The 22964-nt window shown below is 72.3% G+C and carries 23 protein-coding genes; 11 read left to right on the forward strand and 12 right to left on the reverse strand.

Annotated elements, in window-relative coordinates:
* On the reverse strand, positions 1-294 hold the full coding sequence (locus tag AC507J_RS06350) for a hypothetical protein (protein WP_496288114.1): 294 nt from the start codon (positions 292-294) through the stop codon (positions 1-3).
* A gap of 236 nt (positions 295-530) precedes the next feature.
* Here AC507J_RS06350 and AC507J_RS06355 point away from each other — a divergent pair, with 236 nt between their 5' ends.
* The 3 genes from AC507J_RS06355 (at position 531) to AC507J_RS06365 (ending at position 2665) form a co-directional block, all read left to right on the forward strand.
* Positions 531-1079, forward strand: a complete 549-nt coding sequence (locus AC507J_RS06355) for a DUF5872 domain-containing protein (RefSeq protein WP_496288115.1) — start codon at positions 531-533, stop codon at positions 1077-1079.
* Between the two features lie 82 nt (positions 1080-1161).
* Positions 1162-1872 carry a GlxA family transcriptional regulator gene (locus AC507J_RS06360; protein WP_496288171.1) on the forward strand — a complete coding sequence of 237 codons (711 nt, stop codon included), beginning with the start codon at positions 1162-1164 and terminating at the stop codon, positions 1870-1872.
* Positions 1865-2665: a DJ-1/PfpI family protein gene (locus tag AC507J_RS06365; RefSeq protein WP_496288116.1), complete on the forward strand. Its 801-nt coding sequence runs from the start codon at positions 1865-1867 to the stop codon at positions 2663-2665. The genes AC507J_RS06360 and AC507J_RS06365 overlap by 8 nt, the downstream gene beginning before the upstream one ends.
* A 40-nt stretch (positions 2666-2705) precedes the next feature.
* Here AC507J_RS06365 and AC507J_RS06370 read toward each other — a convergent pair whose 3' ends face one another.
* Both AC507J_RS06370 and AC507J_RS06375 read right to left on the reverse strand, forming a co-directional pair.
* Positions 2706-3662, reverse strand: a complete 957-nt coding sequence (locus AC507J_RS06370; protein ID WP_496288117.1) for an LLM class flavin-dependent oxidoreductase — start codon at positions 3660-3662, stop codon at positions 2706-2708.
* A 62-nt stretch (positions 3663-3724) separates the two neighbouring features.
* Positions 3725-4018: a hypothetical protein gene (locus AC507J_RS06375; protein ID WP_496288118.1), complete on the reverse strand. Its 294-nt coding sequence runs from the start codon at positions 4016-4018 to the stop codon at positions 3725-3727.
* 78 nt (positions 4019-4096) lie between these two features.
* Here AC507J_RS06375 and AC507J_RS06380 point away from each other — a divergent pair, with 78 nt between their 5' ends.
* A complete protein-coding gene (locus AC507J_RS06380; RefSeq protein WP_496288119.1) occupies positions 4097-4873 on the forward strand; it encodes a spermidine synthase in 777 nt (258 codons plus the stop codon).
* Between the two features lie 35 nt (positions 4874-4908).
* Here AC507J_RS06380 and AC507J_RS06385 read toward each other — a convergent pair whose 3' ends face one another.
* Entirely contained in the window at positions 4909-5685 is a 777-nt protein-coding gene (locus tag AC507J_RS06385) for an IclR family transcriptional regulator (protein WP_496288120.1), read from the reverse strand.
* Between the two features lie 53 nt (positions 5686-5738).
* Between AC507J_RS06385 and eda the strand changes: the two genes are divergently transcribed.
* The 3 genes from eda to AC507J_RS06400 all read left to right on the forward strand — a co-directional run bounded on the left by eda (position 5739) and on the right by AC507J_RS06400 (position 9832).
* Positions 5739-6395: a bifunctional 4-hydroxy-2-oxoglutarate aldolase/2-dehydro-3-deoxy-phosphogluconate aldolase gene (eda, locus tag AC507J_RS06390; RefSeq protein WP_496288121.1), complete on the forward strand. Its 657-nt coding sequence runs from the start codon at positions 5739-5741 to the stop codon at positions 6393-6395.
* A 6-nt stretch (positions 6396-6401) separates the two neighbouring features.
* On the forward strand, positions 6402-7502 hold the full coding sequence (locus AC507J_RS06395; RefSeq protein WP_496288122.1) for a sugar kinase: 1101 nt from the start codon (positions 6402-6404) through the stop codon (positions 7500-7502).
* A 152-nt stretch (positions 7503-7654) separates the two neighbouring features.
* A complete protein-coding gene (locus AC507J_RS06400; RefSeq protein WP_496288123.1) occupies positions 7655-9832 on the forward strand; it encodes a sigma-70 family RNA polymerase sigma factor in 2178 nt (725 codons plus the stop codon).
* Positions 9833-9863: 31 nt separating this feature from the next.
* Here AC507J_RS06400 and AC507J_RS06405 read toward each other — a convergent pair whose 3' ends face one another.
* From AC507J_RS06405 to AC507J_RS06415, 3 genes are all read right to left on the reverse strand, one after another.
* Entirely contained in the window at positions 9864-11078 is a 1215-nt protein-coding gene (locus AC507J_RS06405) for an ABC transporter substrate-binding protein (protein WP_496288124.1), read from the reverse strand.
* Positions 11075-11479 carry a roadblock/LC7 domain-containing protein gene (locus AC507J_RS06410; protein ID WP_496288125.1) on the reverse strand — a complete coding sequence of 135 codons (405 nt, stop codon included), beginning with the start codon at positions 11477-11479 and terminating at the stop codon, positions 11075-11077. The genes AC507J_RS06405 and AC507J_RS06410 overlap by 4 nt, the downstream gene beginning before the upstream one ends.
* Positions 11480-11542: 63 nt before the next feature.
* Positions 11543-14068, reverse strand: coding sequence for a sensor histidine kinase (locus tag AC507J_RS06415; RefSeq protein WP_496288126.1), 2526 nt, complete (start codon positions 14066-14068; stop codon positions 11543-11545).
* 390 nt (positions 14069-14458) lie between these two features.
* On the opposite strand from AC507J_RS06415, the gene AC507J_RS06420 reads away from it, so the two are divergent.
* Positions 14459-16564 carry a heavy metal translocating P-type ATPase gene (locus AC507J_RS06420; RefSeq protein ID WP_496288127.1) on the forward strand — a complete coding sequence of 702 codons (2106 nt, stop codon included), beginning with the start codon at positions 14459-14461 and terminating at the stop codon, positions 16562-16564.
* Here the strand turns inward: AC507J_RS06420 and AC507J_RS06425 are convergent.
* The 5 genes from AC507J_RS06425 to AC507J_RS06445 form a co-directional block, all read right to left on the reverse strand.
* Positions 16518-16892: an AraC family ligand binding domain-containing protein gene (locus AC507J_RS06425; protein WP_496288128.1), complete on the reverse strand. Its 375-nt coding sequence runs from the start codon at positions 16890-16892 to the stop codon at positions 16518-16520. The two genes, AC507J_RS06420 and AC507J_RS06425, sit on opposite strands and share 47 nt — an antisense overlap.
* A 124-nt stretch (positions 16893-17016) precedes the next feature.
* Entirely contained in the window at positions 17017-18183 is a 1167-nt protein-coding gene (locus AC507J_RS06430) for an ABC transporter ATP-binding protein (protein ID WP_496288129.1), read from the reverse strand.
* Positions 18180-18995 carry an ABC transporter permease gene (locus tag AC507J_RS06435; protein WP_496288172.1) on the reverse strand — a complete coding sequence of 272 codons (816 nt, stop codon included), beginning with the start codon at positions 18993-18995 and terminating at the stop codon, positions 18180-18182. Before AC507J_RS06435 ends, AC507J_RS06430 begins: the two co-directional genes overlap by 4 nt.
* Before the next feature lie 24 nt (positions 18996-19019).
* The gene (modA, locus tag AC507J_RS06440; RefSeq protein ID WP_496288173.1) at positions 19020-19790 is read right to left on the reverse strand and encodes a molybdate ABC transporter substrate-binding protein; all 771 of its coding nucleotides are present in this window, start codon (positions 19788-19790) and stop codon (positions 19020-19022) included.
* A 14-nt stretch (positions 19791-19804) separates the two neighbouring features.
* A complete protein-coding gene (locus tag AC507J_RS06445) occupies positions 19805-20227 on the reverse strand; it encodes a TOBE domain-containing protein (protein ID WP_496288130.1) in 423 nt (140 codons plus the stop codon).
* A gap of 272 nt (positions 20228-20499) precedes the next feature.
* On the opposite strand from AC507J_RS06445, the gene AC507J_RS06450 reads away from it, so the two are divergent.
* From AC507J_RS06450 to AC507J_RS06460, 3 genes are read left to right on the forward strand one after another with little or no spacing between them, the layout of a single operon-like run.
* A complete protein-coding gene (locus AC507J_RS06450) occupies positions 20500-21099 on the forward strand; it encodes a copper chaperone PCu(A)C (RefSeq protein ID WP_496288131.1) in 600 nt (199 codons plus the stop codon).
* Positions 21096-22310 carry a Dyp-type peroxidase gene (locus tag AC507J_RS06455; RefSeq protein ID WP_496288132.1) on the forward strand — a complete coding sequence of 405 codons (1215 nt, stop codon included), beginning with the start codon at positions 21096-21098 and terminating at the stop codon, positions 22308-22310. Before AC507J_RS06450 ends, AC507J_RS06455 begins: the two co-directional genes overlap by 4 nt.
* Before the next feature lie 16 nt (positions 22311-22326).
* A complete protein-coding gene (locus AC507J_RS06460; RefSeq protein ID WP_496288133.1) occupies positions 22327-22953 on the forward strand; it encodes a copper resistance CopC family protein in 627 nt (208 codons plus the stop codon).
* Positions 22954-22964 lie beyond the last annotated feature (11 nt).

Consider the following 22964-nt stretch of genomic DNA (forward strand, 5'->3'; position numbering starts at 1 on the left):
CTACTTGGGCGGGGGAGACTGCCCCCAGGTGTTGGTCCAGGTGCCGGTGTCCCGGAAGGCGTTGTTCCAACTCGACTGGTTCCAGCGCACCAGATTTGCGAGGTCCGAGCCGGGTATCGATGTCTCGGCGTACGCGGCGGAGAGCGCTTTCGCCCCGTCCGGATTGCCGCTGGCCACCACCACCAGCAGTTCAGGGTCGATTTCCGCCAGCCGCTCCCGCAGGTTCCTGCCGACGGCGCTCCCGATGTCACGCACCCGGTCGAACGGCGCTCCTGCGCTTTCCTGCGCGGTCACTTTTCCTCCACTGGCACTCCGGACACCGTCGCAGCGCGGAAATCCAACCTGTGCGGTGTCGATCGACGTGGTGGCGAGGGCTCCTCCGAAGTTGACTCATGCTACCGGGCAGATGGGTGGTTAAACGCCAAAACGACCAAGCTTCGCCAGTACGCGAAGATGCTGTCATCCTGTCCCCTGCCGCACCCGGGCGGGCTGTCGTGAGTACGCTGCGCCCGCCCGGGTACCCAGCGGATATGGCGCGATACACGGAGCCTGAGCTGCGCGAACAGCTCAAGGAAGAGATCAAGGCGTCCGACCGGGGCGGTCGACCGGGACAGTGGTCGGCACGCAAGTCCCAGCTGCTCACCAAGGAGTACGAGAAGCGCGGCGGCGGCTACCAGGGACCGAAGGACGAGCGCCAGAAGTCCCTTCAGCGCTGGGGCGACCAGAAATGGCAGAACAGGCGGGGCACCACCCGGGCGCGACATGACGGCGAAACCGAGCGGTACCTGCCCGAGCAGGCATGGAAACAGCTCTCCCCCGAGCAGCAACGCGCGACCGACGCGAAGAAGCGCAAGGAGTCGAAGTCCGGCAGGCAGTACGTCGCCAACACCGGGCCAGCCAGGCGCGCGCGTCGGAACGCCGCGGCCGTGCCGCTCACCGAACTGCCGGTCGCCGAGGCGGCCCGACAAGTCCGCGACCTCGATGCCGGTCAGCTCCGGGCGGCACTACGCGCGGAACGCGCCGGGAAGGGGCGCAAGACGCTGATCCAACGACTGGAGTCGGCGCTCGACCGCCGCTGACCGGATGCGGCGGCAAACGCCAACCAGTCGAGGAGGTCACCCGGAAAACCCGGTGCGGTGCCGGAGGCACTGTCCCGAGTTGGTGCCGCTCGCCCAGGCGGTCCGCCGGGTACGCGAGCGGTGCACGGTGGTGGCATCGGTGTGCATCGGCGCGTTCGTGCTGGCCGAGGCCGGCCTGCTCGACGGCCGGCGAGCGACCACCCACTGGGCCTTCCATCGGGAGCTGAGCCGGCGGTATCCGCAGGTCACCGTCGAGTCCGACGGGATGTACGTGCGCGATGGCGAGCTGTACACCGCCGCCGGAGTGACCGCCGGCATCGACCTCGCTCTGGCCCTGGTGGAGCGTGACCATGACGGTGCGCTCGCCCGGCAGGTCGCCCAGTGGCTGGTGGTCTTCGTGCAACGGCCAGCCGGTCAATCGCAGCTGTCGGTACGCGGCCGGACCCGGGCGACCCGCCAGCCGGCGCTGCGGGTGGTACTCGACACGGTCGCCGAGCAACCGCACGCCGATCACTCGCTGGCCGCGATGGCCGCCCGCGCCGCGGTGAGTCCACGTCACCTCTCCCGCTTGTTCAGCGACGTGCTGGGCACCACGCCCGGTCAGTACGTCCAACGGATCCGCGTCGAGGCCGCCCAGCAGCTTCTCGAAGCAGGCGATGACCCCGTCGAGGTGGTGGCCAAGCGGTGCGGCTTCCGCAACGTCGAAACCATGCGGCAGGTCTTTCATCGGGTTCTGGGAATGGCCCCGACCACCTACCGCGAGCAATTCCAGAAGGGAATGTTCCATGCCTGACAACAACCCGAGCCGACGGCAGCTGCTGACCATCGGAGCAGCGCTCGCCGCGACCGGACTCGCCGTCGGCACTGCCGGCCCCGCCTCAGCCCACCAGCCGGCACCGGCAGGCGGCGAACAGCCGCTCGACATCGCGTTCCTGGTCTTCAACGGGCTCGTCCCACTCGACCTGATCGGTCCGCTGGGTGTCCTCGGCGCCGCCCAGCGTGCCGGCGGACCGCCGGCCCGGCTGCACTTCGTCGGCCCGGACCGCACGCCCATTCCCGGCGGCGAAGGATTGCAGTGGGTACCGACCGCCACCTACGACACGCTTCCCCGGCCCGACTTGCTCGTCGTGCCGGGCCCGGGATCGCCGAGCATTCTGATGCGGGACCGCCCCATTCTGGACTACATCCGGGCGGCACACCCGCACACCCGCATCACGTTCGGCATCTGCACCGGCGTACTGCTGATGGCCGCCGCAGGCATCCTGCGTGGCCGCTCGGCGACCACCTACTGGGCGTTCGCCGACGAGTTGCCCCTGTCCGGCGCGCGGTTCAAGCGGCGGCGCTGGGTGGTCGACGGGCGGATCGTCACAAGCGCCGGCATCAGCGCCGGAATGGACGCCGCGCTGGTGGTGGCGGCGCGCCTGTGGGGTGAACGGGCCGCCGGCCGGGGGCAGGCGTTCCTGGAGTACGACCCCGCGCCGCCGTTCGACTACGGTCAGGTCGAGAATCTGCCGGATGCGGACGAGGCCCATCTCTGGAGCCTGTTCCAGGCGGAACGTGAGCGGGTCCGTGAGGTGCTCACCTGAGGGACGAGCCGGCCGGCCCGGGCGTTGCCGATGCGGAAGATCAATCGTTCGGTTGCCTGAGGACCCAGGCCAGGCGGGTCAGCGCGTCGAGGCGATCGGGTTCGGCCGGGACCAGGACGACGCTTGTGGCTCCGGCGGCATGCCGGGCCGCGATCTGGGCCGCTACCTCGTCGGGAGTCCCGGCGAGCGACAGCTGTCGTACCCATTCGTCCGGCATGGTCGCCGCGAACTCCTCCGGGCCGGCCGACGCCGTGCGATGCCGTGCCAGTTCGGCCGCGAAGGGCAGCGTGGCCAGGTGCGGTGCCCAGTCCGGCTCACCGAGCCAGGCCAGGCCTGGGCGGACGAGGTCGCGCGCCGCCCGCCCGTCGTCCCCGACGACGGCGGCGTCGTAGGTGATGACCTCCGGCGATGCCGACCCGAAGCGCTTGATCGAGTCCGCCACGTAGGGCGGTGCGGCCGGCTCGGCCAGCAGCAGCCCGTCGGAGACCTGCCCGGCGAGGGCGATCGACTTCGGGCCGCGCACACCGAGCACGACCGGCGGCACCGTCTGCGGCACCTCGCCGATCACCACGCCTTCGACGTCGACGTACCGGCCCGCCGCCGGTCCCGGCTCGCCGCGGAGCAGGGTGCGTACGGCGACCGTGTACTCGCGCAGCCGGGTGAGTGGGCTGGCCGGCCATGCCCCGACCTGCCGCATCCAGTCCGGCATGCCGTGCCCGATGCCCACGATCAACCGGCCGGGGAAGAGCTGCGCGAGCGTCGCAAGTTCCATCGCGGCGAACGCGGCGTTGCGCGCCCCGGCCGGCAGGATCCCGATCCCCACCACGATCCGTGAGGTGGTCGCCAGCACGGCACCAGCCTGCGCCACGCCGCCCCGGAACCCCAGATCCTCCACCACCCACAGCTCGTCGAAGCCGAGTTGCTCGGCCCGCCGGGCGAAGGACAGCACCTGGTCCGCGGGAAGGTCCCGCGGCAACATCACACCGACACGCGCCATGACTGAAGGCCTCCTGGGTGCAGCGGAACCGGCAATTGAACTGGCGGGCTGGGGCATCCCGGTCACACCCATCGGACGACGGTGCCGGCGGCGACGAGGGCGTTCGTCTGCTCGGGCCCGGCGTCGTCGGTGGTGACGACCATGCTGAGCGCGGAGACGGGCGCGACGAAGGCCAGCGCGGTGCGGGAGAACATGGTCGGATCGGCGACCGCGATGAGGCGGTGGGCGGCGGCGATGATCGCGCGTTTTACCGCCGCGTCGGCGAGGTCGTAGGCGGTCACCCCGTCGGCGGTCAGCCCGCAGCAGCCCAGTTGCACCGCGTCGAGGATTCGCCGGTGGCGGCCGCTGATCGTCATGGCGCCATTGAACACCGCCAGGCCGTCCGGTAGCCCACCCCACCAACCGGCGTCACCGCCTGGTTAGCCTGCCTGGTCATGGAGGCCTCCGCCGACCGGCTCGAACTCGCCGTCGATCCGGGCCGCCCCACCGGGCGTACGCTCCTGGCCGGCGGCGTCGAGCAGTCCTACGTGGACACCGCTGACCCGACGTACCTGCACTTCGAGTACGTCCGACGGATGGCCGCCCTGGTCGACCTCGCCGCGCCGGCCGGCGAACCGCTGGACGTGCTGCATCTCGGTGGCGGCGCGCTGACGCTGCCGCGCTACATCGCCACGACCCGGCCCGGCTCGGCGCAGGTGGTGGTCGAGCGGGACCCCGCAGTGGTCGAACTGGTGGCGCGTGAGCTGCCGGCCCCGCCGGCCGAGGTCGAGGTGCGTATCGCCGACGCGCGGGAGGCCGTCGCCGACGCGCCCGCCGAGGCGTACGACCTGGTGCTCGCCGACATCTACCGGGCGGCCCGGATGCCGCCGCACGTGGCCACCGTGTCGTTCGCCGCCGAGGTCGCCCGGGTGCTGCGGCCCGACGGCAGCTACCTGGTAAACGTCACAGACCTGCCGCCCCTGGTGGCCACCCGGGTGCAGGCGGCCACCCTGCGGGCAGTCTTCGCCGAGGTGTGCGTCGTCGCCGAGCGGAGGATGCTGCGCGGCCGGCGGTACGGCAACGTGGTGCTCGCCGCGGCCCGGCGCCCGCATCGGCTGCCCGTGGCGCGCCTGGCGGCGCGGGTCCGGCGCGATCCGCTACCGGGCGACGTACTGCACGGGCCGGCGCTCGACGCGTTCGTCGCCGGCGCCCGGCCACGCACCGACGACTGAGGCCATCCATCGACGTACGGCCGGAGCCCCGGCCGTCAGGTGGCCGTGAGCAGGCCGCGTGCGGCGCGTACCTGGTCGACCGAGCGGCGCAGCGATTCCACCACCCGCTCCTGGAGTTGCCCGTCGAGCCGGGCGACCGGTATCGACAGACTTATCGCGTCCACCGCGGGCGTGTGCAGGGGTACCGCCACCGCGAAACACACGATGCCCTCGGTGTTCTCCTCGTGGTCGACGGCGTACCCCCGTTCGCGGCTGGCCGCGAGATCGGCGTGCAGGGCCGCGAGGTCGGTGATGGTGTGCCGGGTCAGCGCCGCTGGCGGTGTCCCGACCAACTGGTCGACCACCTCGTCGGCGCGCTCGGCGAGCAGGGCCTTGCCCAGCGCGGTGGCGTGTGCCGGCAGGCGTCTGCCGATTGCGCTGTAGAGCCTTAGCGGGTGCATGGACTCCCGCTTGGCGGTGTAGACCACGTGCGCCCCGTCGAGCCGGCCGAGATGGACGGTCTCGCCGAACTGTCGCGACAGGTCGTCGAGTACGCCGGTCAGCAGCCCGACCGCGTCGTCGGTGTCCAGGTACGCGGCGCCGACCTGGAGCGCCCGCACCCCCAGCCCGAACCGGGTGCCGGTGTCGTCGGCCTCCACCCAGCCGCGCTGGATCATCGTGCGCAGGATGCCGTGCAGGCTGCTCTTCGGGATGCCAAGGGTGCGGGCCAGGTCACCGAGGGAGCGCCGGCCGCCGGAGGCGGCGAGCGTCTCCAGCACCTCCAGCGTGCGCCCGGCCGACTTGACCGGCTGGAAGCCCTCGGCGGATGTCATGGCGTCACTGTAGCGGGATTGACATCGCCAGGATCAGCAGTAGGGTCACATATGTGACTGCCGTTCATCCTTCTGAACAGCCCGCCGGCGTTTCGCAGACCCTGGCCGCGGGGCGGATCCTTCCGGTCGTCGTGCTCGACGACGCCCGCGCCGCCACTCCCCTCGCCGCCGCGCTGACCGCAGGTGGCCTGCACAGCGTCGAGGTGACCTTCCGTACCGACGCCGCCGCCGACGCCATCCGGGCCATGTCCGAAGACCCCGACCTGCTCGTCGGGGCGGGCACCGTGCTGACGCCGGGCCAGGTGGACGAGGCCGTCGCGGCCGGCGCCCGGTTCATCGTCTGCCCCGGCTTCAGCCCGCTCGTGGTGGCCCACTGCCAGCAGGTGGGCATCCCCGTCTTTCCGGGTGCGGCCACCGCAACGGAGATCCAGATGGCCGTCGACGCCGGCCTCGACACCGTCAAGTTCTTCCCCGCCGAGCAGCTCGGCGGAGCCACGATGATCAAGGCGTTGGCCGCGCCCTTCCGGTCCGTCCGGTTCATCCCCACCGGCGGTGTCAACACCGGCAACCTGCGCGACTACCTCGCCCTACCTGCCGTTCTCGCCGTCGGCGGCACCTGGATGGTCGCGCCCAGCCTGCTCGCCGAGGGCCGCTGGGACGACGTGACCAAACTGACCGCTGCCGCCGTGACCGCCGCCCAGGAGAGCTGATCCGCGATGCCCCTTCTCGACCTGCGCCCCGCCGACCAGTGCCGGTACGACCTCGTCTCGCTCGGCGAGGTGATGCTCCGGCTCGACCCGGGCGAAGGGCGGGTACGCACCGCCCGCAACTTCCGCGCCTGGGAAGGCGGCGGGGAGTACAACGTCGCCCGCGGCCTGCGCCGCTGCTTCGGCCTGCGCACCGCCATCGTCACCGCGTTCGCCGACAACGAGGTGGGGCGGCTGATGGAGGACCTGATCCTCCAGGGCGGGGTGGACACCTCCTTCATCAGCTGGCTGCCCTACGACGGCATCGGGCGCAGCGTCCGCAACGGCCTCAACTTCACCGAGCGCGGCTTCGGCGTACGCGGCGCCGTCGGCACCTCGGACCGGGGCCACACCGCCGCCAGCCAGCTCCGCGCCGACGACGTGGACTGGGATCACCTCTTCGGCGACCTCGGGGTGCGCTGGCTGCACACCGGCGGCATCTACGCCGCGCTGTCCGAGACCACCCCGGAGACCATCGAGGCCGCCATGATCGCGGCGCGCCGGCACGGCACGGTCATCTCGTACGACCTCAACTACCGGCCCAGCCTCTGGAAGGCGGTCGGCGGGCAGACCCGCGCCCAGGAGGTCAACCGGCAACTCGCCCGGTACGTCGACGTCATGATCGGCAACGAGGAGGACTTCACCGCCTGCCTCGGCTTCGAGGTGCCGGACACCGACGCCAGCCTCGCCGAGCTGGAGGTGACCAACTTCCGCCGGATGATCGAGGAGGTCACCAGGGAGTTCCAGAACTTCCGGGTGGTGGCCACCACGCTGCGCACGGTACGCACCGCGACCGTCAACGACTGGGGCGCCATCGCCTGGGGCGGCGGCGAGTTCGCCGAGGCGACCCACCGCCCCGGTCTTGAGATCATGGACCGGGTGGGCGGTGGGGACAGCTTCGCCTCCGGCCTGGTCTACGGGCTGCTGGAGAAGGGCGACCTGGCCGTCGCCGTGGAGTACGGTGCCGCCCACGGCGCACTCGCCATGACCACCCCCGGCGACACCTCGATGGCCGACCGCAGGGAGGTCGAGGCGCTGATGCGGGGTGCCGGAGCGCGGGTGCAACGCTGACCGGACGGCTGCTGCCGAACAACCACGGCGCACCGGAGCCTGCTCGGTCGGAGTTGATAGCGACGGACATTTACAGTTCCGCTACAAGCGTGTGAACATATGCTCTCTATCGACGTCGGTCGACGAGCCGGCTGGCGAGGGAGTGCGCGGCGGTGCGGGACAGCGAGGTCGACGGCGAGGCGGTGCAGGCCCTGGTCGTCGCCGCCCGGGCCGGTGACCGGTCGGCGCTGGCGGAGCTGGTGCAGGCACACCTCCCGCTCGTCTACAACCTGGTCGGGCGGGCCCTAGCGGGCCGCCCGGACGTCGACGACGTGGTCCAGGAGTGCATGCTGCGGGTCATCCGTGGCCTGCCGCAGCTGCGGCAGGCCGACCGGTTCCGGTCATGGTTGGTGTCGATCACCTACCGGCAGCTCCGGGAGTACTGGCGCGGGCTACCCGACGAGCTTCCCCTGCATCGCCACGACGAGGAGATTCCGGACGCGGGCGGCGACCTGGCCGAGCGGACCACGGCGGAGGTTGTCCTCGATGGGCAACGCCGGGACCTGGTGACGGCGAGCCGTTGGCTGGACGCCGAGGAACGCAGCCTGTTCGCCCTCTGGTGGCAGGAGTTGACCGGAAAGATCAGCCGGGCCGAGGTGGTGGCCGCGCTGGGGGTCACCGGCCCGACCGCCGCCGTCCGGCTGCACCGGCTACGCGGCCAGCTCGACGCCCTCCGGGGGGTCGTCACGGCGTTGCAGGGCGGCAACCGGTGCCCGGATCTGTCCGGACTGGCCCGGACCTGGGACGGCGAGGTGTCGGCACTGTGGCGCAAGCGGTTCATCCGGCACGTGCGTGACTGCCAGGTTTGCGCCCGGCACGGCGACGGCCTGGTTCCGCCGGAACACCTGGTGCTCGGGGTGGCGGCTCTACCGGTCTCCGCAGCGGCCCTGGCGGCGGCGCGGGCCGCCGCCGAGGGGTCCGCCGTGACCCCAGTCGCGTCGACCCTCGGCCAGGCTGCCGTCGCCAGCACCCACGGCCGGTGGCAGAGCCCCAGTCAGGTCAGTACGGCCGCCGCCATCGTGGTCGGTGTCGCCGCGCTGGCGGTCTGGCTGGTGCCGGCCGAACCGGAGGAGGAGTCAGTGGTGTGGGTGCCAACCCCGCCGGGGCCGGCGGTGACCACGTCATCAATCCCCCCGACGGCCGCTACGGCCACGCCCTCGGCCGGCGCGACGCCCGCGACTGCCCGGCCACCGGCCGCAACCATCGGCGTTAGCAGCGCCGACATCTTCGTCGCCACGAACGGCAGCGATGCCGGCGACGGCAGCATCGCCCGCCCCTTCGCCACCCTGAACCGGGCGGTCGAGGTCGTCCGCCCCGGCCAGACGATTGCCGTCCGGGGCGGCACCTACCGCCTGACCCGGCCCGTGGAGATCACCACGAACGGCACCGAGGATCGCCGGATCGTGCTCAGCGCCTATCGGGACGAACGGGCGGTACTGGACGCCGGCGCGGTGCCCGACGACGAGTGGACGGTGACCCAGCAGACCCGCTTCTGGACCGTGCAGGACCTTCAGGTGCAGGGTTCGCGCAGCCACGCCTGGGTCTGCCGGGCCTGCGCGTACACCACCTTCCAGCGGATGTCCATGCACGACAATGCCCGGTCCGGCCTGCTGCTACGGGACCCGGGCACAGTCGGCAACCAGGTGCTCGACAGCGACTTCTTCCGCAACCACGAGCCGGGCGAGAACGGCAGCGTCGGTATCGGGCTCGGGGTGAAGTTCGGTGCGGGCGCCGGCAACCTCGTCCGGGGCAACCGGGCCTTCCACAACGCCGACGACGGCTTCGACTTCGGCGCCTTCGACAGCCCGATCACCATCGAACGCAACTGGGCCTTCGGCAACGGCCAGAATCGTTGGGCAGTGCCGGACTGGGCCAGCAACGGGTACGGCTTCTCACTCGGCGGCGGGCCCGAGACGACCCGGTCGGATCACCGGCTACGGCACAACGCGGCGTGGGGTAACCGTGGACACGGCTTCGGGGCCGAGGCGAACCGGGGCCGGCTCACCCTCACCCGGAACACCGCCTTCGACAACGGCGGAGCCGGGTTCGATCTGCTCGGCAACGGAACAGCACGCGCGAACCTGGAGATCGACAACGAGCGTACGGCGAACGTGGGTGCCGGCGTGGCCAGCGAGGGCAACTCCTGGGACGCGGGCCGGTGGACCCGGGCCACGTTCAGGTCGACGGACGCCACCACGGCCGAGGGCGACCGCCCGCCGGACGGCACCCTGCCGGCGACGGATTACCTGAGTACCCGGGAGAACATCGGCGCGGACCTTGCCGCGTCCTGATCATCCGCCGTACCCGGCGGTCGCCCAGCGGTCAGCCGCCGAGCGTGGCCAGCTCCGAGACCACGACGTTGGTCAGTGCCCGGCCGTCCCGGCGGACCTGACGCAGGTACCACTTCTGGATCGGCGCGTGCGTGGACTTCGCGAACTGCCACGGCCCGCGTGGGCTGTTGAGCTGCCCGAGCCCGGCGATCGCGGTGTTGATCGCCTCCGGGCTCGGGTTGGTGCCGGCCGCGGCGATCGCCCGGTCCAGCACCGCCGCCGCGTCGTACGACGCCATCACGATCGAGGTGGGCACCCGGCCCGGGTACGCCGCGTTCCAGGCGGAGACGAACTCCCGGTTCGCCGCGTTGTCGAGGTCGGGCGAGTAGTTCAGCCCGTTGTAGATGCCCTCCGCGGCGTCGCCCTGCTCGGCCAGGCTCGCCGGTTCGGTCACGAAGCCCGCCGCGTAGAGCGGCAGGTGGGACACGTCCGACTCGGCGTACTGGTTGACGAAGGTGATGGCGTTCTGGGCGTCGAAGAAGCAGTAGATGGCCGCCGCACCGGACTCGGCGATCTCCTCCAGGTACGGGCCGAAGTCCTCGGTCACCGGGAACGGGCTGAAGACCGCCTCACCGGTCGGGTTGGCCAGCCGGCCACCCAACTCGGTGAAGGTCTCCACGAAACCGCGCAGCTCATCCCGGCCGCTCTGGAAATCCGGCCCGATGGCGTAGACCGTGCCCCGCTTGACCTGCTGCTTCACGAAGGGTGCCATGGCCACGCCCGGCTCGACGGAGATCAGGTTGGTGTGCCAGACGTAGGTGACGTCGGTAAGCGCCGGCCGGCCCAGCCCGCCGACAAGCGGCACCTTGTGCTGGTTGATGAGCGGGAGGATGGCCGACACGCTTCCGCCGTTGATGATGCCGGTGATCGCCGAGACGCGATCCTGCTCCAGCAGCTTCGTGGCGGACTCGGCGGCCACCCCGGGTTCGTACCCCTCGGTGGCGACGATCAACTCGGCCGGGTGGCCGCCCAACCGGCCGCCACGCATGTCCAGGTAGAGCTGGAACCCGTCGCGCAGCTCGGAACCGGGTGCCGCGAGTGAACCCTCCAGGTTGGTGAGCATCCCGATCCGGATGGTCTGCGCCTCGGCGTCCGATCCGCCGTCGCAGGCGGCGGCGCTACCGAGCACCAGCACGCCGGTCAGCAGGGTCGCGACCAGACGGCGGGCAGCCGGAAGGGCCCGTCGGGCCGGGCGGGCGGCGGTCACAGCATCCCCAGCAGATGGGAGCGGACGGCCGGGGTGAGGGCCTCGCCCATCCGGTTCGCCAGGTCGGTCATCTCGTACGACACCTGACCCACGTCGCAGGTGGGTGAGGCCAGCACGAGCAGCGACGCGCCGTCGCTGAACGCCATGCAGAACATGAAGCCACCCTCCATCTGGGTCACGTTGGAGATCACCGATCCGGCCTGGAAGAACCGGGCGGCCCCGACGAGCAGGGCGATCAGTCCGCTGCCGGTGGCCGCGAGCTGGTCCGCCCGGTCCCGGGGCAGGCTGTGGTTGTGCGCCAGGACCAGCCCGTCGGTCGAGATGGCGAGGGCGTGGCTGACCTCCGGGGTCCGGTTGACGAAGTTCTGCAGTAGCCAGCTCAGGTCGTTCGGGCTCGTCACAGCGTCACTCCAGGTGAGGGGGTGGGTCAATTGGCGACGGGGCAGGGGTCTGGTGATTCAGCGTCAGAAGGCGGCGGGGGTCCGACGACCGGCGACGCCCTTGGCGTACGCCGACATCGCCGCCGCCACGGCGGCCGGATCGAGCTTGCGTGGCGCGTCGGCAGCCGGTTGCCGGGCGTCGGGGATCAGATGCGGCTGCGGTACCCGCCGAGGCAGCCCGACCTCGGTCGCCGACGGTGCGGCCTGGGTGGTGGGTAGGGCCATCGTGGCGGCTGCCCACTTCTCGCCGGCATCGACCGGCCAGGTGACCGCCACCGAGTCGCCGTCCAATGCGGTCTTGAACCAGCCGTTCACCGCGCGCTGGTTCGACGAGGCCGTACCGGTCTCGGCCGCCGGCTGGAACAGCGGGGCGGGCGCGGGGAGCGCCGGGCCGCTACCGGCCAGTGCCGCTGCCCGCCCGGCACCGGCCGGGCGAGCGACTGCGGGCACCTGTCCGGTACCGGGCATCGCCTGCCGGCCGGGGGCCACGCCAGCACCGGCGGGGGCCACGGCGGTGCCGGCGCGGGAGGTGGCGGGCATGCCCGGATGAGCGGCGGGTCGCCCCGTCCCCACCATGGGCATCAGCTGCTCCGGCTGCTGCACCGGCCGGCGTACGACGATCGCCGCCGGCATCACGATCTCGGCCACCGTGCCGCGGGTCGGTCCGGGCCGCAGTTCGACCCCGACGCCGTGCCGGGCCGCGAGCCGGGCGACCACGCTCAGGCCCATCGCCCGCACACCGGACACGTCGACCGACGCCGGGTTGGCGAGCGCGGCGTTTAGCTGTTCGCACCGCTGGGGGGAGAGCCCGACACCCTGGTCCACCACCTGCACGATCGCCCGATCGGAGAGCGCGTGCCCGGTGACCAGTACCTCGGTCTCCGGCGGGGAGTACCCGGTGGCGTTGTCCAGCAACTCGGCGAGCAGGTGCACGATCTCGTCGACCGCAGGGCCGGCGACACACAGCTCCCGGTCGATGGTGCCGATCCGGACCCGGGTGTAGTGCTCGATCTGGGAGAGCGCGGCCTGGGTCACGTGGTCCAGCGGGACCGGCTCCTGGCGTACCCGGGAGATGCCGGAACCGCCGAGCACCAGCAGGCTCTGGTTGATCCGCGCCATCCGGGTGGCGAGATGGTCCAGCTGGTACAGCTGCTGGAGGCGCTCCGGGTCGGCCTCGTCGCGCTCCACCTGGTCGACCTGGGCGAGCATCGCGTCGACCAGTCGCTGCTCGCGGCGGGACAGGTGGACGAAGATCTCGGCGATGTTGGCCCGCATCACCGCCTGCTCGCCGGCGATCCGGACCGCCTCCCGGTGCAGGGCCCGGGTCGCGGTCGCCACCTCGGCGATCTCGTCGGTACCGGTGATCCGGAACTCCGACACCGAGCGGTCGGCCACCTCGTCCGGCCGCACGCTGCCGGGCGGCGCCGAGTTGAGGTCACGGACCACGGCGGGCAGCCGGTCGTACGCCACCTTGGTCACCGTGTTGCGCAGGGACCGCAGCCGGCGGGTGATCCGCCGGGCCACCACACCGGTGAGTACGGCGGTGATCACCAGTACGACCAGGATGCCGACGCTCTGCAACACCGCGTCGCGGAGCAGTTGTCCCCGTTCGGCCGCCACCCGGTCGGCGACCGCGGCGTCCACCTCGCCCTGGATCTGGAACATCCGGCCGATCCAGCCGTCGGTGGCCTCCACCCAGGCGTTCGCGTCGACCACGAGCCGTTCACCCGGTAGCGTCCGGCCCACCTGGTCCTGAAGTCGCTGCGCGGCGACCACCTGCTGGTCGGTGCCGATCTGCTCCCAGCTCGCCACCCATCCCGGCTCGGCGAGGGCCAGGAACGCGTTGCTGGCCTCGGCGAACCGGGCCTGGGCACCGACGCTCTCCTGCTGTCCGGCCGGGGTCACCTCACCGCCGGCCAGGCTACGCAGCACGATGACCTGGAGTTGCCCGATCGCCTCGCCCGCCTCCGACACCGCCACCGCGGCCCGGACGTCGTCGGCGATCCGGTTCGAGGTGTCGGTGGCCACGGAGGCCCGGAAGGTGAGCAGGTCGGCGATGAGGATCCGATAGCTGAAGGCGATCGCGGAGAGCGAGGCACGTGGGCTGGAGCGCACCTGCTCCCGTACGGTGCTCAGCGCGGTCAGCCCGGCGTCGACCCGTTGCAGGGCGGGGAGCGCGGTCTGCACCTCGGCGCGCCGCCGCTCGAACTCGGCGATCTCGGCGTCCGTGCGTGCCACCTGTTCGTCGAAGGTGGCGCTGGCGGTCTGGCTCTGTGTGGTCAGCTCGACCGCGGCGGTCACCCGCTCGGCCTGAAGGGCACGGGCCAGCGCGCCGGCCTGGGTGGAGAGCGTGACCCTGTCGTGGACGGTGCCCGCGTTCAGCACCTGGCGGACCGTCCCCTGTAGGGCCAGGCCGGCGAACCCGACGACGGCGACCAGCGGCACCGCGACCAGCAATCGCAGCAGGCGGACAATGCTGCCACGGGCCAACCAGCCCTGACGCGCTTCGCCATGTCTGCGCACCGCACCCGCCGCTACCGCACGTTTCACCGGCCTGCTCCGCCCCCTTGCGTCACCGACGTTGATCGCGGCAGGACCCGACGGGTGTGTCGGGTACATGGTGGAGTGTGGGTGCACTGCCCACGTCGAAGCGCATTCCTACCATGAGGCGGCGGGCACGCGCAGGATCATGATTCGGCTTCCGGAAAGTGATTGCCGGGTCGGTCGAGACTTGTGTACACGACCGGAACACCCGCACCGTCGATTGTCGTACATTAATGTCCGGACAGTCGATACCCTTCCTGCTCCTGTCCGCTACGCCCGGCGGATTCCTCGGAACTCGACGCGAGCCAACCTTCGGCGGACCGGCCCTGGCACCGCGATTCTCGCGCCACTTGATACCCCCACCGGGTATATGGTGAGGGAGAAGGGGGTGGCGAGATGCATGGGGGGCATGGGGGGCCAGCAGAGCACGGCGGGCACGGCGGGCACGACAAGCATGCCGGGCATGATCCGGAGGTGTTCCGCCGGAAGTTCTGGCTGAGCCTGGCGCTTACCGTGCCGATCGTGGTCACCAGCCACATGGTGATGGACTGGTTCGGCTACCGGCTGGATTTCCCCGGGATCGGTCTGGTCGGTCCGGTGCTTGGCACAGTGGTGTTCGGGTACGGCGGGTGGCCCTTCCTCCAGGGCGCGGTACGCGAGATCTCCGATCGCGCGCCGGGCATGATGCTGCTGATCGCGATGGCCATCACCGTGGCGTACGTGGCGTCGCTGGCCACCGCGTTCGGCGCGTTCGACCTGGACTTCTGGTGGGAACTGGCCGCCCTGGTCACGATCATGCTGCTCGGGCACTGGCAGGAGATGAAGGCGATCGGGCAGGCGCGGGGGGCCCTGTCGGCGCTGGCCGCGCTCCTGCCCGACGACGCGGAACGGCTGGACCCGGACGGCCAACCGCAGCGGGTGCCGGTGGCGGAACTGCACGTCGGTGACCTGGTCCTGGTACGACCGGGCGGGCGGGTGCCGGCGGACGGGCAGATCGTCGACGGCCGGGCCGAGTTGGACGAGTCGATGATCACGGGCGAGTCGAGGCCGGCGGCCCGCTCGACCGGTGACCGGGTGGTGGCCGGCACGGTGGCCACGGACGCGGCACTGCGGGTCCGCATCGACGCCGTGGGCGACGACACCGCCCTGGCCGGCATCCAGCGGCTGGTGGCGCAGGCACAGCAGTCCAGCGGCCGAGCACAGGTGCTGGCCGACCGCTTCGCGGCCTGGTTGTTCTACATCGCCACCGTCACCGCGCTGGTCACGCTCGCGGTATGGACGGTGCTCGGCAGCCTGGACGAAGCGGTCGTCCGCACGGTGACGGTGCTGGTCATCGCCTGCCCGCACGCGCTCGGCCTGGCCATCCCGCTGGTGATCGCGCTCTCCACGGCGGTGGCCGCGAAGGGCGGCATCCTGGTCAAGGACCGGCTGGCGCTGGAGCGGATGCGCACAGTGGACACCGTGCTGTTCGACAAGACCGGCACGCTGACCCGGGGCGAGCACGCCGTCACAGGCGTCGCCGCGACCGGCAGCGGCGAGGCGAGCACCGCCGGCAGCGCAACGAGCAGCGCCCCGAACGCCGCCGCCGGCAGCGGCGAGGCGGACGTACTCGCGCTCGCCGCCGCGGTGGAGGCGGACAGCGAGCATCCGCTGGCCCGGGCGATCGTCGCCGCCGCCGCGGCGCGCGGTGGTCGACGGAGCGCGACGGGTTTCCAGTCCCTCGCCGGCCGGGGGGTACGCGCCGAGGTCGACGGGACCGGCTACGCCGTCGGCGGCCCGGCGCTGCTGCGGGAGTTCGACGCGACCGTGCCGGACGACCTCGCCGGCCGACGGGACGACTGGTCCCGACGGGGAGCGGCGGTGCTGTACCTGCTGCGGCTCGACGACGAGCGGGCCCGGGTGCTCGGCGCGTTCGCTCTGGAGGACGAGGTACGGCCGGAGGCCCGCCAGGCAATCGCCGACCTGCGGGAGCAGGGCGTCCGGAAGATAGTCATGATCACCGGGGACGCCCGCCCGGTCGCCGAGGCGGTCGCCGCCGACCTTGGGTTCCGCCCCGGCGAGGACGAGGTCTTCGCTGAGGTGCTGCCGGCGGAGAAGGACGACGCGGTGGCGGACCTGCAACGCCGGGGACTTCGGGTGGCGATGGTGGGCGACGGGGTCAACGACGCTCCCGCCCTGGCCCGCGCGAACGTCGGCATCGCCATCGGCGCCGGCACCGACGTCGCCATCGAGTCCGCCGGGGTGGTGCTCGCCTCCTCCGACCCGCGCGGTGTGACCGGGGTGATCCGGCTGTCCCGGGCCGCGTACCGGAAGATGATCCAGAATCTGGCCTGGGCCGCCGGTTACAACGTGGTCGCGCTGCCGCTCGCCGCTGGCGTCCTCGCCTGGGCCGGGGTGACGCTGAGCCCGGCCGTCGGCGCGGTGCTGATGTCGGCCTCCACGATCGTCGTCGCGCTCAACGCCCAGTTGCTACGCCGGGTCCAGCTGCGTCCAGCGGGCTGACGGTCGGGGTCGTAGAAGCCGGCCACCACGGCCACCGCTCCGGCCGGCGTCCCCTCCGCCAGCAGCCGCCGGGCCAGATCCACCCGACGGGAGTGGCCGGGCAGCCGTTGTGCGCGACGCCCGGCGGCAGCAGCGTCACGACCTGCCGGAACGCGCCATGTTCGTGGCGGTCGAGGTCGTACCGGACGACTCCGTCATCGACCACGAGCAGGGTCCAACTGCCGTGGGTGTGCATGGGGTACGCGTGGTCGGTGAACCGGGCGTGCAGCACCTCGGTTATCCCGCTGACCGGGGGCACCCAGACCCGTACGTCCTGCCCGGTGGACACCTGTCGAACTGTAACCCGGGCACCCGGTGATTCCGGCGAACGGGCGCCGGCCGTCCGACGCGGAAAAGCACCAGTCACAGGCGCTGCGGTGGACACCGGTCACACGCGGCGCGGTGGACACCGGTCAGCCGGCGGGGTAGGCGCGGGTCTCGGCGGCCTTGACCGCGGCCCAGACCGGCTGCCCGGGTGTCAGCCGGAGCTGGGCGGCGGCGGCCGGGGTGACGTCGGCGGCCACCTCGATCGGGCCGGTGAGCTGGATCCGCAGGTTGTCGCCGTGCCGCTGCACACCGGCGATGGTGGCCGGCCAGCTGTTGCGGGGACTGCCGTCGGGCTGGCGTGGGTGCAGGGCCACGGCCGAGGGCGGGAAGGCCACGAAGACCTCGCCGTCGTGCCGGTCGCCGGTGGTCAGCCCGAAGCCGTCGGTGAGCCGGACCTGCTGCCCGCTGGCCCGGCCCCGGTAGAGGTTGAGCCCGACCAACCGGGCCACGTAGTCGGTGCGGGGCTGGGCGGTGATGGTGGCGGCGCTACCCGCCTGGACCACTTGGCCGTCCTCGACGATGACGAGCCGGTCAGCGAGCACCAGGGCGTCGAGCGGATCGTGGGTGACCAGCAGGGTGGCTCCCGGATGGGCGGCGAGGTGCTGGTGCAGTTGGGCTCTGGTGTCCAGCCGGGTACGCGCGTCGAGGGCGGCCAGCGGCTCGTCGAGCAGCAGCAGCGCCGGCTCGACGGCGAGGGCGCGGGCCAGGGCGACCCGCTGGGCCTGCCCGCCGGAGAGTTGCCGGGGCTTGCGGCGAGCGTGCTCGGTCAACCCCATCCGGGCCAGCCAGTCGGCCGCCCGCTGCCGGGCCTGCTGCCGGCCCAGGCCCTGCCGGCGCGGGCCGAAGGCCACATTGTCCAGCGCGCTCAGGTGCGGAAAGAGCAGGTAGTCCTGGAAGACCACGCCGATCGAACGCCGCTCGGTGGGAACCCACGTCCGGCGGCCCGGATGGTCCAACTCCCGCCCGGCCAGGGTGAGCTGCCCGGCCGAGAGCGGGAGCAGGCCGGCGAGGGCGCGCAGGGCGGTGGTCTTGCCGGCACCGTTTGGCCCGAGCAGCGCGACGACCTCGCCCGGGTCGATGGCCAACGGCAGGTCGAGCCGGAAGCCGGCCCGCTCCACCACCAGGTGGGCGTCGAGCAGCCGCCGCCCGGCGACCGCCGACGGACCGGCCGCTGTCGGCGGATCGGCCTCAGCAGACGAATCGACCGCTGCCGGCGGGTTGGCCGCTGCCGGCGGATCGGCGCGGCCGGTCATCCCCTGACCCAGCGGTCGCGCAGGCTGGCGAGGATCACCACGGAGACGGTGAGCAGGATCAGGCTGAGCACGATCGCGGCCTCCAGGTCGGTCTCCAGGGCGAGGTAGACGGCCACCGGCATGGTCTGGGTACGACCCGGGTAGTTGCCGGCGAAGGTGATGGTGGCGCCGAACTCGCCGAGGGCGCGGGCCCAGCAGAGCACGGCTCCGGCGGCCACCCCGGGCGCGACGAGCGGCAGCGTGACGTGGGTGAAGGTGGTCCAGCGGCCGGCGCCGAGGGTGGCCGCGGCCTCCTCGTACCGGGTGTCGGCAGCACGCAGCGCCCCCTCCACCGCGATGATCAGGAACGGCATGGCGACGAACGCCTCGGCGAGCACGACCGCGGTGGTGGTGAACGGCAGGGTGATGCCGAACGTCGCGTCGAGCCAGGAGCCGACCAGCCCGCGCCGCCCGAAGACCAGCAGCAGGGCCACGCCGCCGACCACCGGCGGCAGCACCAGCGGGACGGTGACCAGGGCGCGTACCAGCCGGCGACCGGGAAAATCGACGCGGGCCAGCAACCAGGCCAGGGGTACGCCGAGAGCCAGGCAGAGCAGGGTGGCGAGGGTGGCGCTCTGGATGGACAGCCGCAGCGCGGTGAGCACTGCCGGTTCGGTGAGCCGCTGCGGCAGCGTGCTCCACGGGGCGCGGGCGAGCAGCCCGACCAGCGGCAGCACGAGGAAGAGCAGTCCGAGTGCGGCGGGCAGCAGCAGGGCCACCGGTATCCGGCTGGTACGCCGGGCGGGTGCCGCGACCGTGGGCAGCCGGGACAGCGCGCCATCGGGACGGGACACCGGCTACGGCACCTGGAACCCGGCCGCGGTGAGCACGCCACGACCGGCGTCGGAACTGACGTACTCGACGAAGGCTTGAGCGGTCGCCCTGTTGGCCGACTCCCGCAGCACGACGATCGGGTAGTCGTTGACCGCCCCCGCCGATTCGGGGAACTCGACGCTCGCCAGCTCGTCGGCGGCGCGGGCGTCGGTGCGGTAGACCAGCGCCGCGTCGACCTCACCGAGCCGCACCTTGGCCAGCGCCGCCTTGACGTCCTGTTCGAGGGTGACCGGCGTGAGCGCCACACCGGCGGCGTCCAGCGCGCGGCGGGCCGCCGCACCGCACGGCACCTGTTCGGCGCAGAGGGCGACCTTCACGCCGGGTCCGGCGAGGTCGCGCAAGCCGGTCACCCGCTCCGGATTGTCCCTGGGTACGGCGATGACGAGCTGGTTGCGGGCGAAGGTGACCGGCGCACCGTCGCCGTTGCCCGCCTCGGTGACGGTGGCCATGTTGGTCGGGGCGGCGGAGGCGAAGACGTCCGCCGGTGCGCCCTCGTTTATCTGGTTGGCCAGGGCGGAGCTGCCGGCGAAGTTGAAGACCACCTCCACCCCCTGGTGGGCCGCCTCGAAGTCCTTACCGAGCCGGGTGAACGACTCGGTAAGCGAAGCGGCCGCGAACACGGTGAGTTCCCCGCCGATCCCGTCGCCACCGGTGGGCGGGTCGCTGGCGTCGTCGCCGCACCCGCTCAGTCCCACCACCGCGAGCGCGGTGATCGCGGCCAGGAGTGCGCGCAGCCGTACGCCTCTCATCAGTTGGCCCTTCCCCGGCTCGCCGCCGGCACCGCAGGTTTCTCCACCACGACGGTGGTCGACTTGATCACCGCGACCGCCACCGATCCGACCTCCAGGCCGAGTTGGTCGACCGCCTCCCGGCTCATAAGCGACACCAGCCGGAACGGGCCGGCCTGGATGTCCACCTGCGCCATCACCCCGTCCTTGACCACAGCGGTGACGATGCCGCGCAGCCGGTTACGCGCCGAGGACTCCTCCGCGCGCCCCTCCGGCCCGCCACCCTGGGCCCGCACGAACTCGGCCAGGTCGACCCCCTCGATCACCCGGTGCCCGTGCTCGTCACGCCTGGCGGCGAGCCGCCCCCCGTCCACCCAGCGGCGCACCGTGTCCACGCTCACCCCGAGCAGCTCCGCCGCCTCGCCCATCCGAAACCCCGCCACCCCCACACCCTACCCCCGCACCCGCAACCCCAATTCCCTCCAACTCCCCCGCACCCACACCCCAACCCCCCACCCCACCCTCGCACCCGCCACCCCTCCCCTCACGCCGTCGATCTTGCACTTTCGGTCGCCCTCCTGCCCCTTTCGTCGGCTTTTGCGGGGGCAGAAAGTGCAAGATCGCGGAGGAGAAGGGTGGGGTGGGGGTGGGCGGGGGAACTTTTGGGTGGGGTGGGGCGACCAACCTGACGACATCGATCTTCGAGGGGAAGTACATGCCCACCACGTCGTCCCGCCGGCTCGTCCGCCCGACCGCCCTGTTCGCCGCGGCCGTACTCGCCGCGTTCGCCGCCGGCTGCGGGTCGTCCGACGACGCCTCGACCGGCGCGCCCGACCCGACCCCCACCGCCGCCACGACCGCCACCCAGGACGCCGAGGCCGGGGTGCTTACCGTCCGCGATCCGTGGGTGAAGGCGGCCGACGAAGGCATGACGGGCGCGTTCGCCACGCTTGTGAACGAGAGCGACAGCGACGTCACCCTGACCGGCGCGGCCACCGAGATCTCCCCGGTCGAGGTGCACGAGATGGCCATGCAGGACGGGAAGATGGTCATGCAGGCCAAGGCCGGCGGCGTGGTGATCAAGGCCCGCAGCGAGCAGAAGCTGGAGCCCGGCGGCGACCATCTGATGCTGATGAACCTCGCCCAGCCGGTCAAGGCCGGTGACGAGGTGACCTTCACCCTCACCTTCGGCGACGGCCGGACGCAGACCTTCACCGCGGTGGCCAAGCCGTTCACCGGCGCCCAGGAGAGCTACGCACCCGGCCACGGCGAACCGGCGCACGACACGCCGGCCAGCCCCAGCCCGGCGCCGTGACCCGGGTCAGCCGGCGTGGCCTGCTCACCGGCGGGGCAGTCGCCGCCGGGGGCACGCTGGTCGGCGCCGCCTCGGTCGCCGCCGTCCGTTCCGACCAGCCGCCGGTACGCGCGCCCCAGCCGGTGCCGGTCGCCGCGAACGTCGGCGGGGCGGTCGAACCGTTCCACGGCGAACGGCAGTCCGGGATCGACACCGAGCCCCAGGCGCACGCGGCGTTCGTCGCGTTCACCCTGCGTGCCGGCACCGACCGGGCCGCCCTCGGTCGAATGCTGCGACTGCTCTCCGACGACGCCGCCCGCCTCACCCAGGGCCACCCGGCCCTGGCCGACACCGAACCCGAGCTGGGACTGCTCCCGGCCCGGCTCACCGTCACCTTCGGTTTCGGGCCCGGCCTGTTCACCGCCGCCGGGCTGGACGACCGCCGCCCGCCCTCGGTGGTCGACCTGCCGCCGTTCCCGATCGACCGGCTGCAAGCCCGCTGGTCCGGTGGGGACCTGCTGGTGCAGATCTGCGCCGACGACCCGGTCACGGTGGCCCACGCCCAACGGGTGCTGGTGAAGGACAGCCGCCCGTTCGCCACCGTCCGCTGGGTGCAGCAGGGCTTCCGGCGGGCTGCCGGCGCCGAACCCGGCCGCACCCAGCGCAACCTGTTCGGGCAGCTCGACGGCACGGCCAACCCGAAGCCGGGCGTACCCCTGGAGACCGCCGTCTGGATCGGCGACGGACCGGACTGGCTGCGCCACGGCACCACCCTGGTGGTCCGACGGATCCGGATGGACCTGGAGACCTGGGACCTGCTCGGCCGCACCGACCGGGAGCTGAGTGTCGGGCGACGCCTGGACACCGGTGCCCCGCTGACCGGCACGACCGAACACGACGAACCGGACTTCGCCGCGCTGGGCCCGGACGGGCTGACGGTGATCCCGGACTTCTCCCACCTGACCCGGGCGCACGTCAGCGACGACCGGTTCCGGATCCTCCGCCGCCCCTACAACTACGATGGAATGCCCGGTGCCGACGGCACCGCCGACAGCGGGCTGATCTTCGCGTCGTACCAGGCGGACATCGCCAGGCAGTTCCTGCCCATCCAGCGTCGGCTCGCCGAACGGGACCTGCTCAACGAGTGGACCACCCCGATCGGCTCGGCCGTCTTCGCTGTACCGCCCGGCTGCCCCGAGGGCGGCTGGGTCGGCCAGCAGTTGCTCGACTGACGAGGAGAATGGACCCATGCTTCGCCACCTCCGCCGCCCGTTCGCCACCGGCCTCGCCGCCACGCTGGCCGTCGCGGCCCTGTTTGTCGCGCCCGCCTCGCCCGCGTACGCGCACAACGTCCTGCGCAAGGCGACCCCCGCCCAGGACGCCGAACTGGACAGCGCCCCCGGCAAGGTGACGTTGGAGTTCATGCAGAAGCTGAACCCGCAGTTCACCACCATCACGCTCAGCGACGCCGACAAGCAGCCGGTGGCCACCAGCGAGCCGGAGGTCTCCGGCACCAAGGGCACGATCACCATCGACGCGCCGCTGGCCAACGGCGTCTACACCGTCGCGTACCGGGTGGTCTCCGTCGACGGGCATCCGGTGCAGGGGTCGTACAAGTTCACCGTCGCCGATCCCGCCGCGACCGCCGAGCCCTCGCCCAGCGCGAGCCCGGAGCCGAGCGAGCCGGCGGAGACGACGCCCGCAGCCCCGACCACCGCGCCCACCTCCGCCGCTGCCGCCAGCCCGGCGGCCGGCAGCTCGTCCACCACGTCGGGCGTGCTGATCGGGCTGGGCGTCGGCCTGGTGCTTGTCGCCCTGGTCGTCGGCGCGGTGCTCTTCCTGCGTCGGCGCGGCAACACCGGTTCGCCGTCCTGACCGCAGGGGCG

It is taken from the genome of Micromonospora sp. PRAS1 (assembly GCF_059553435.1).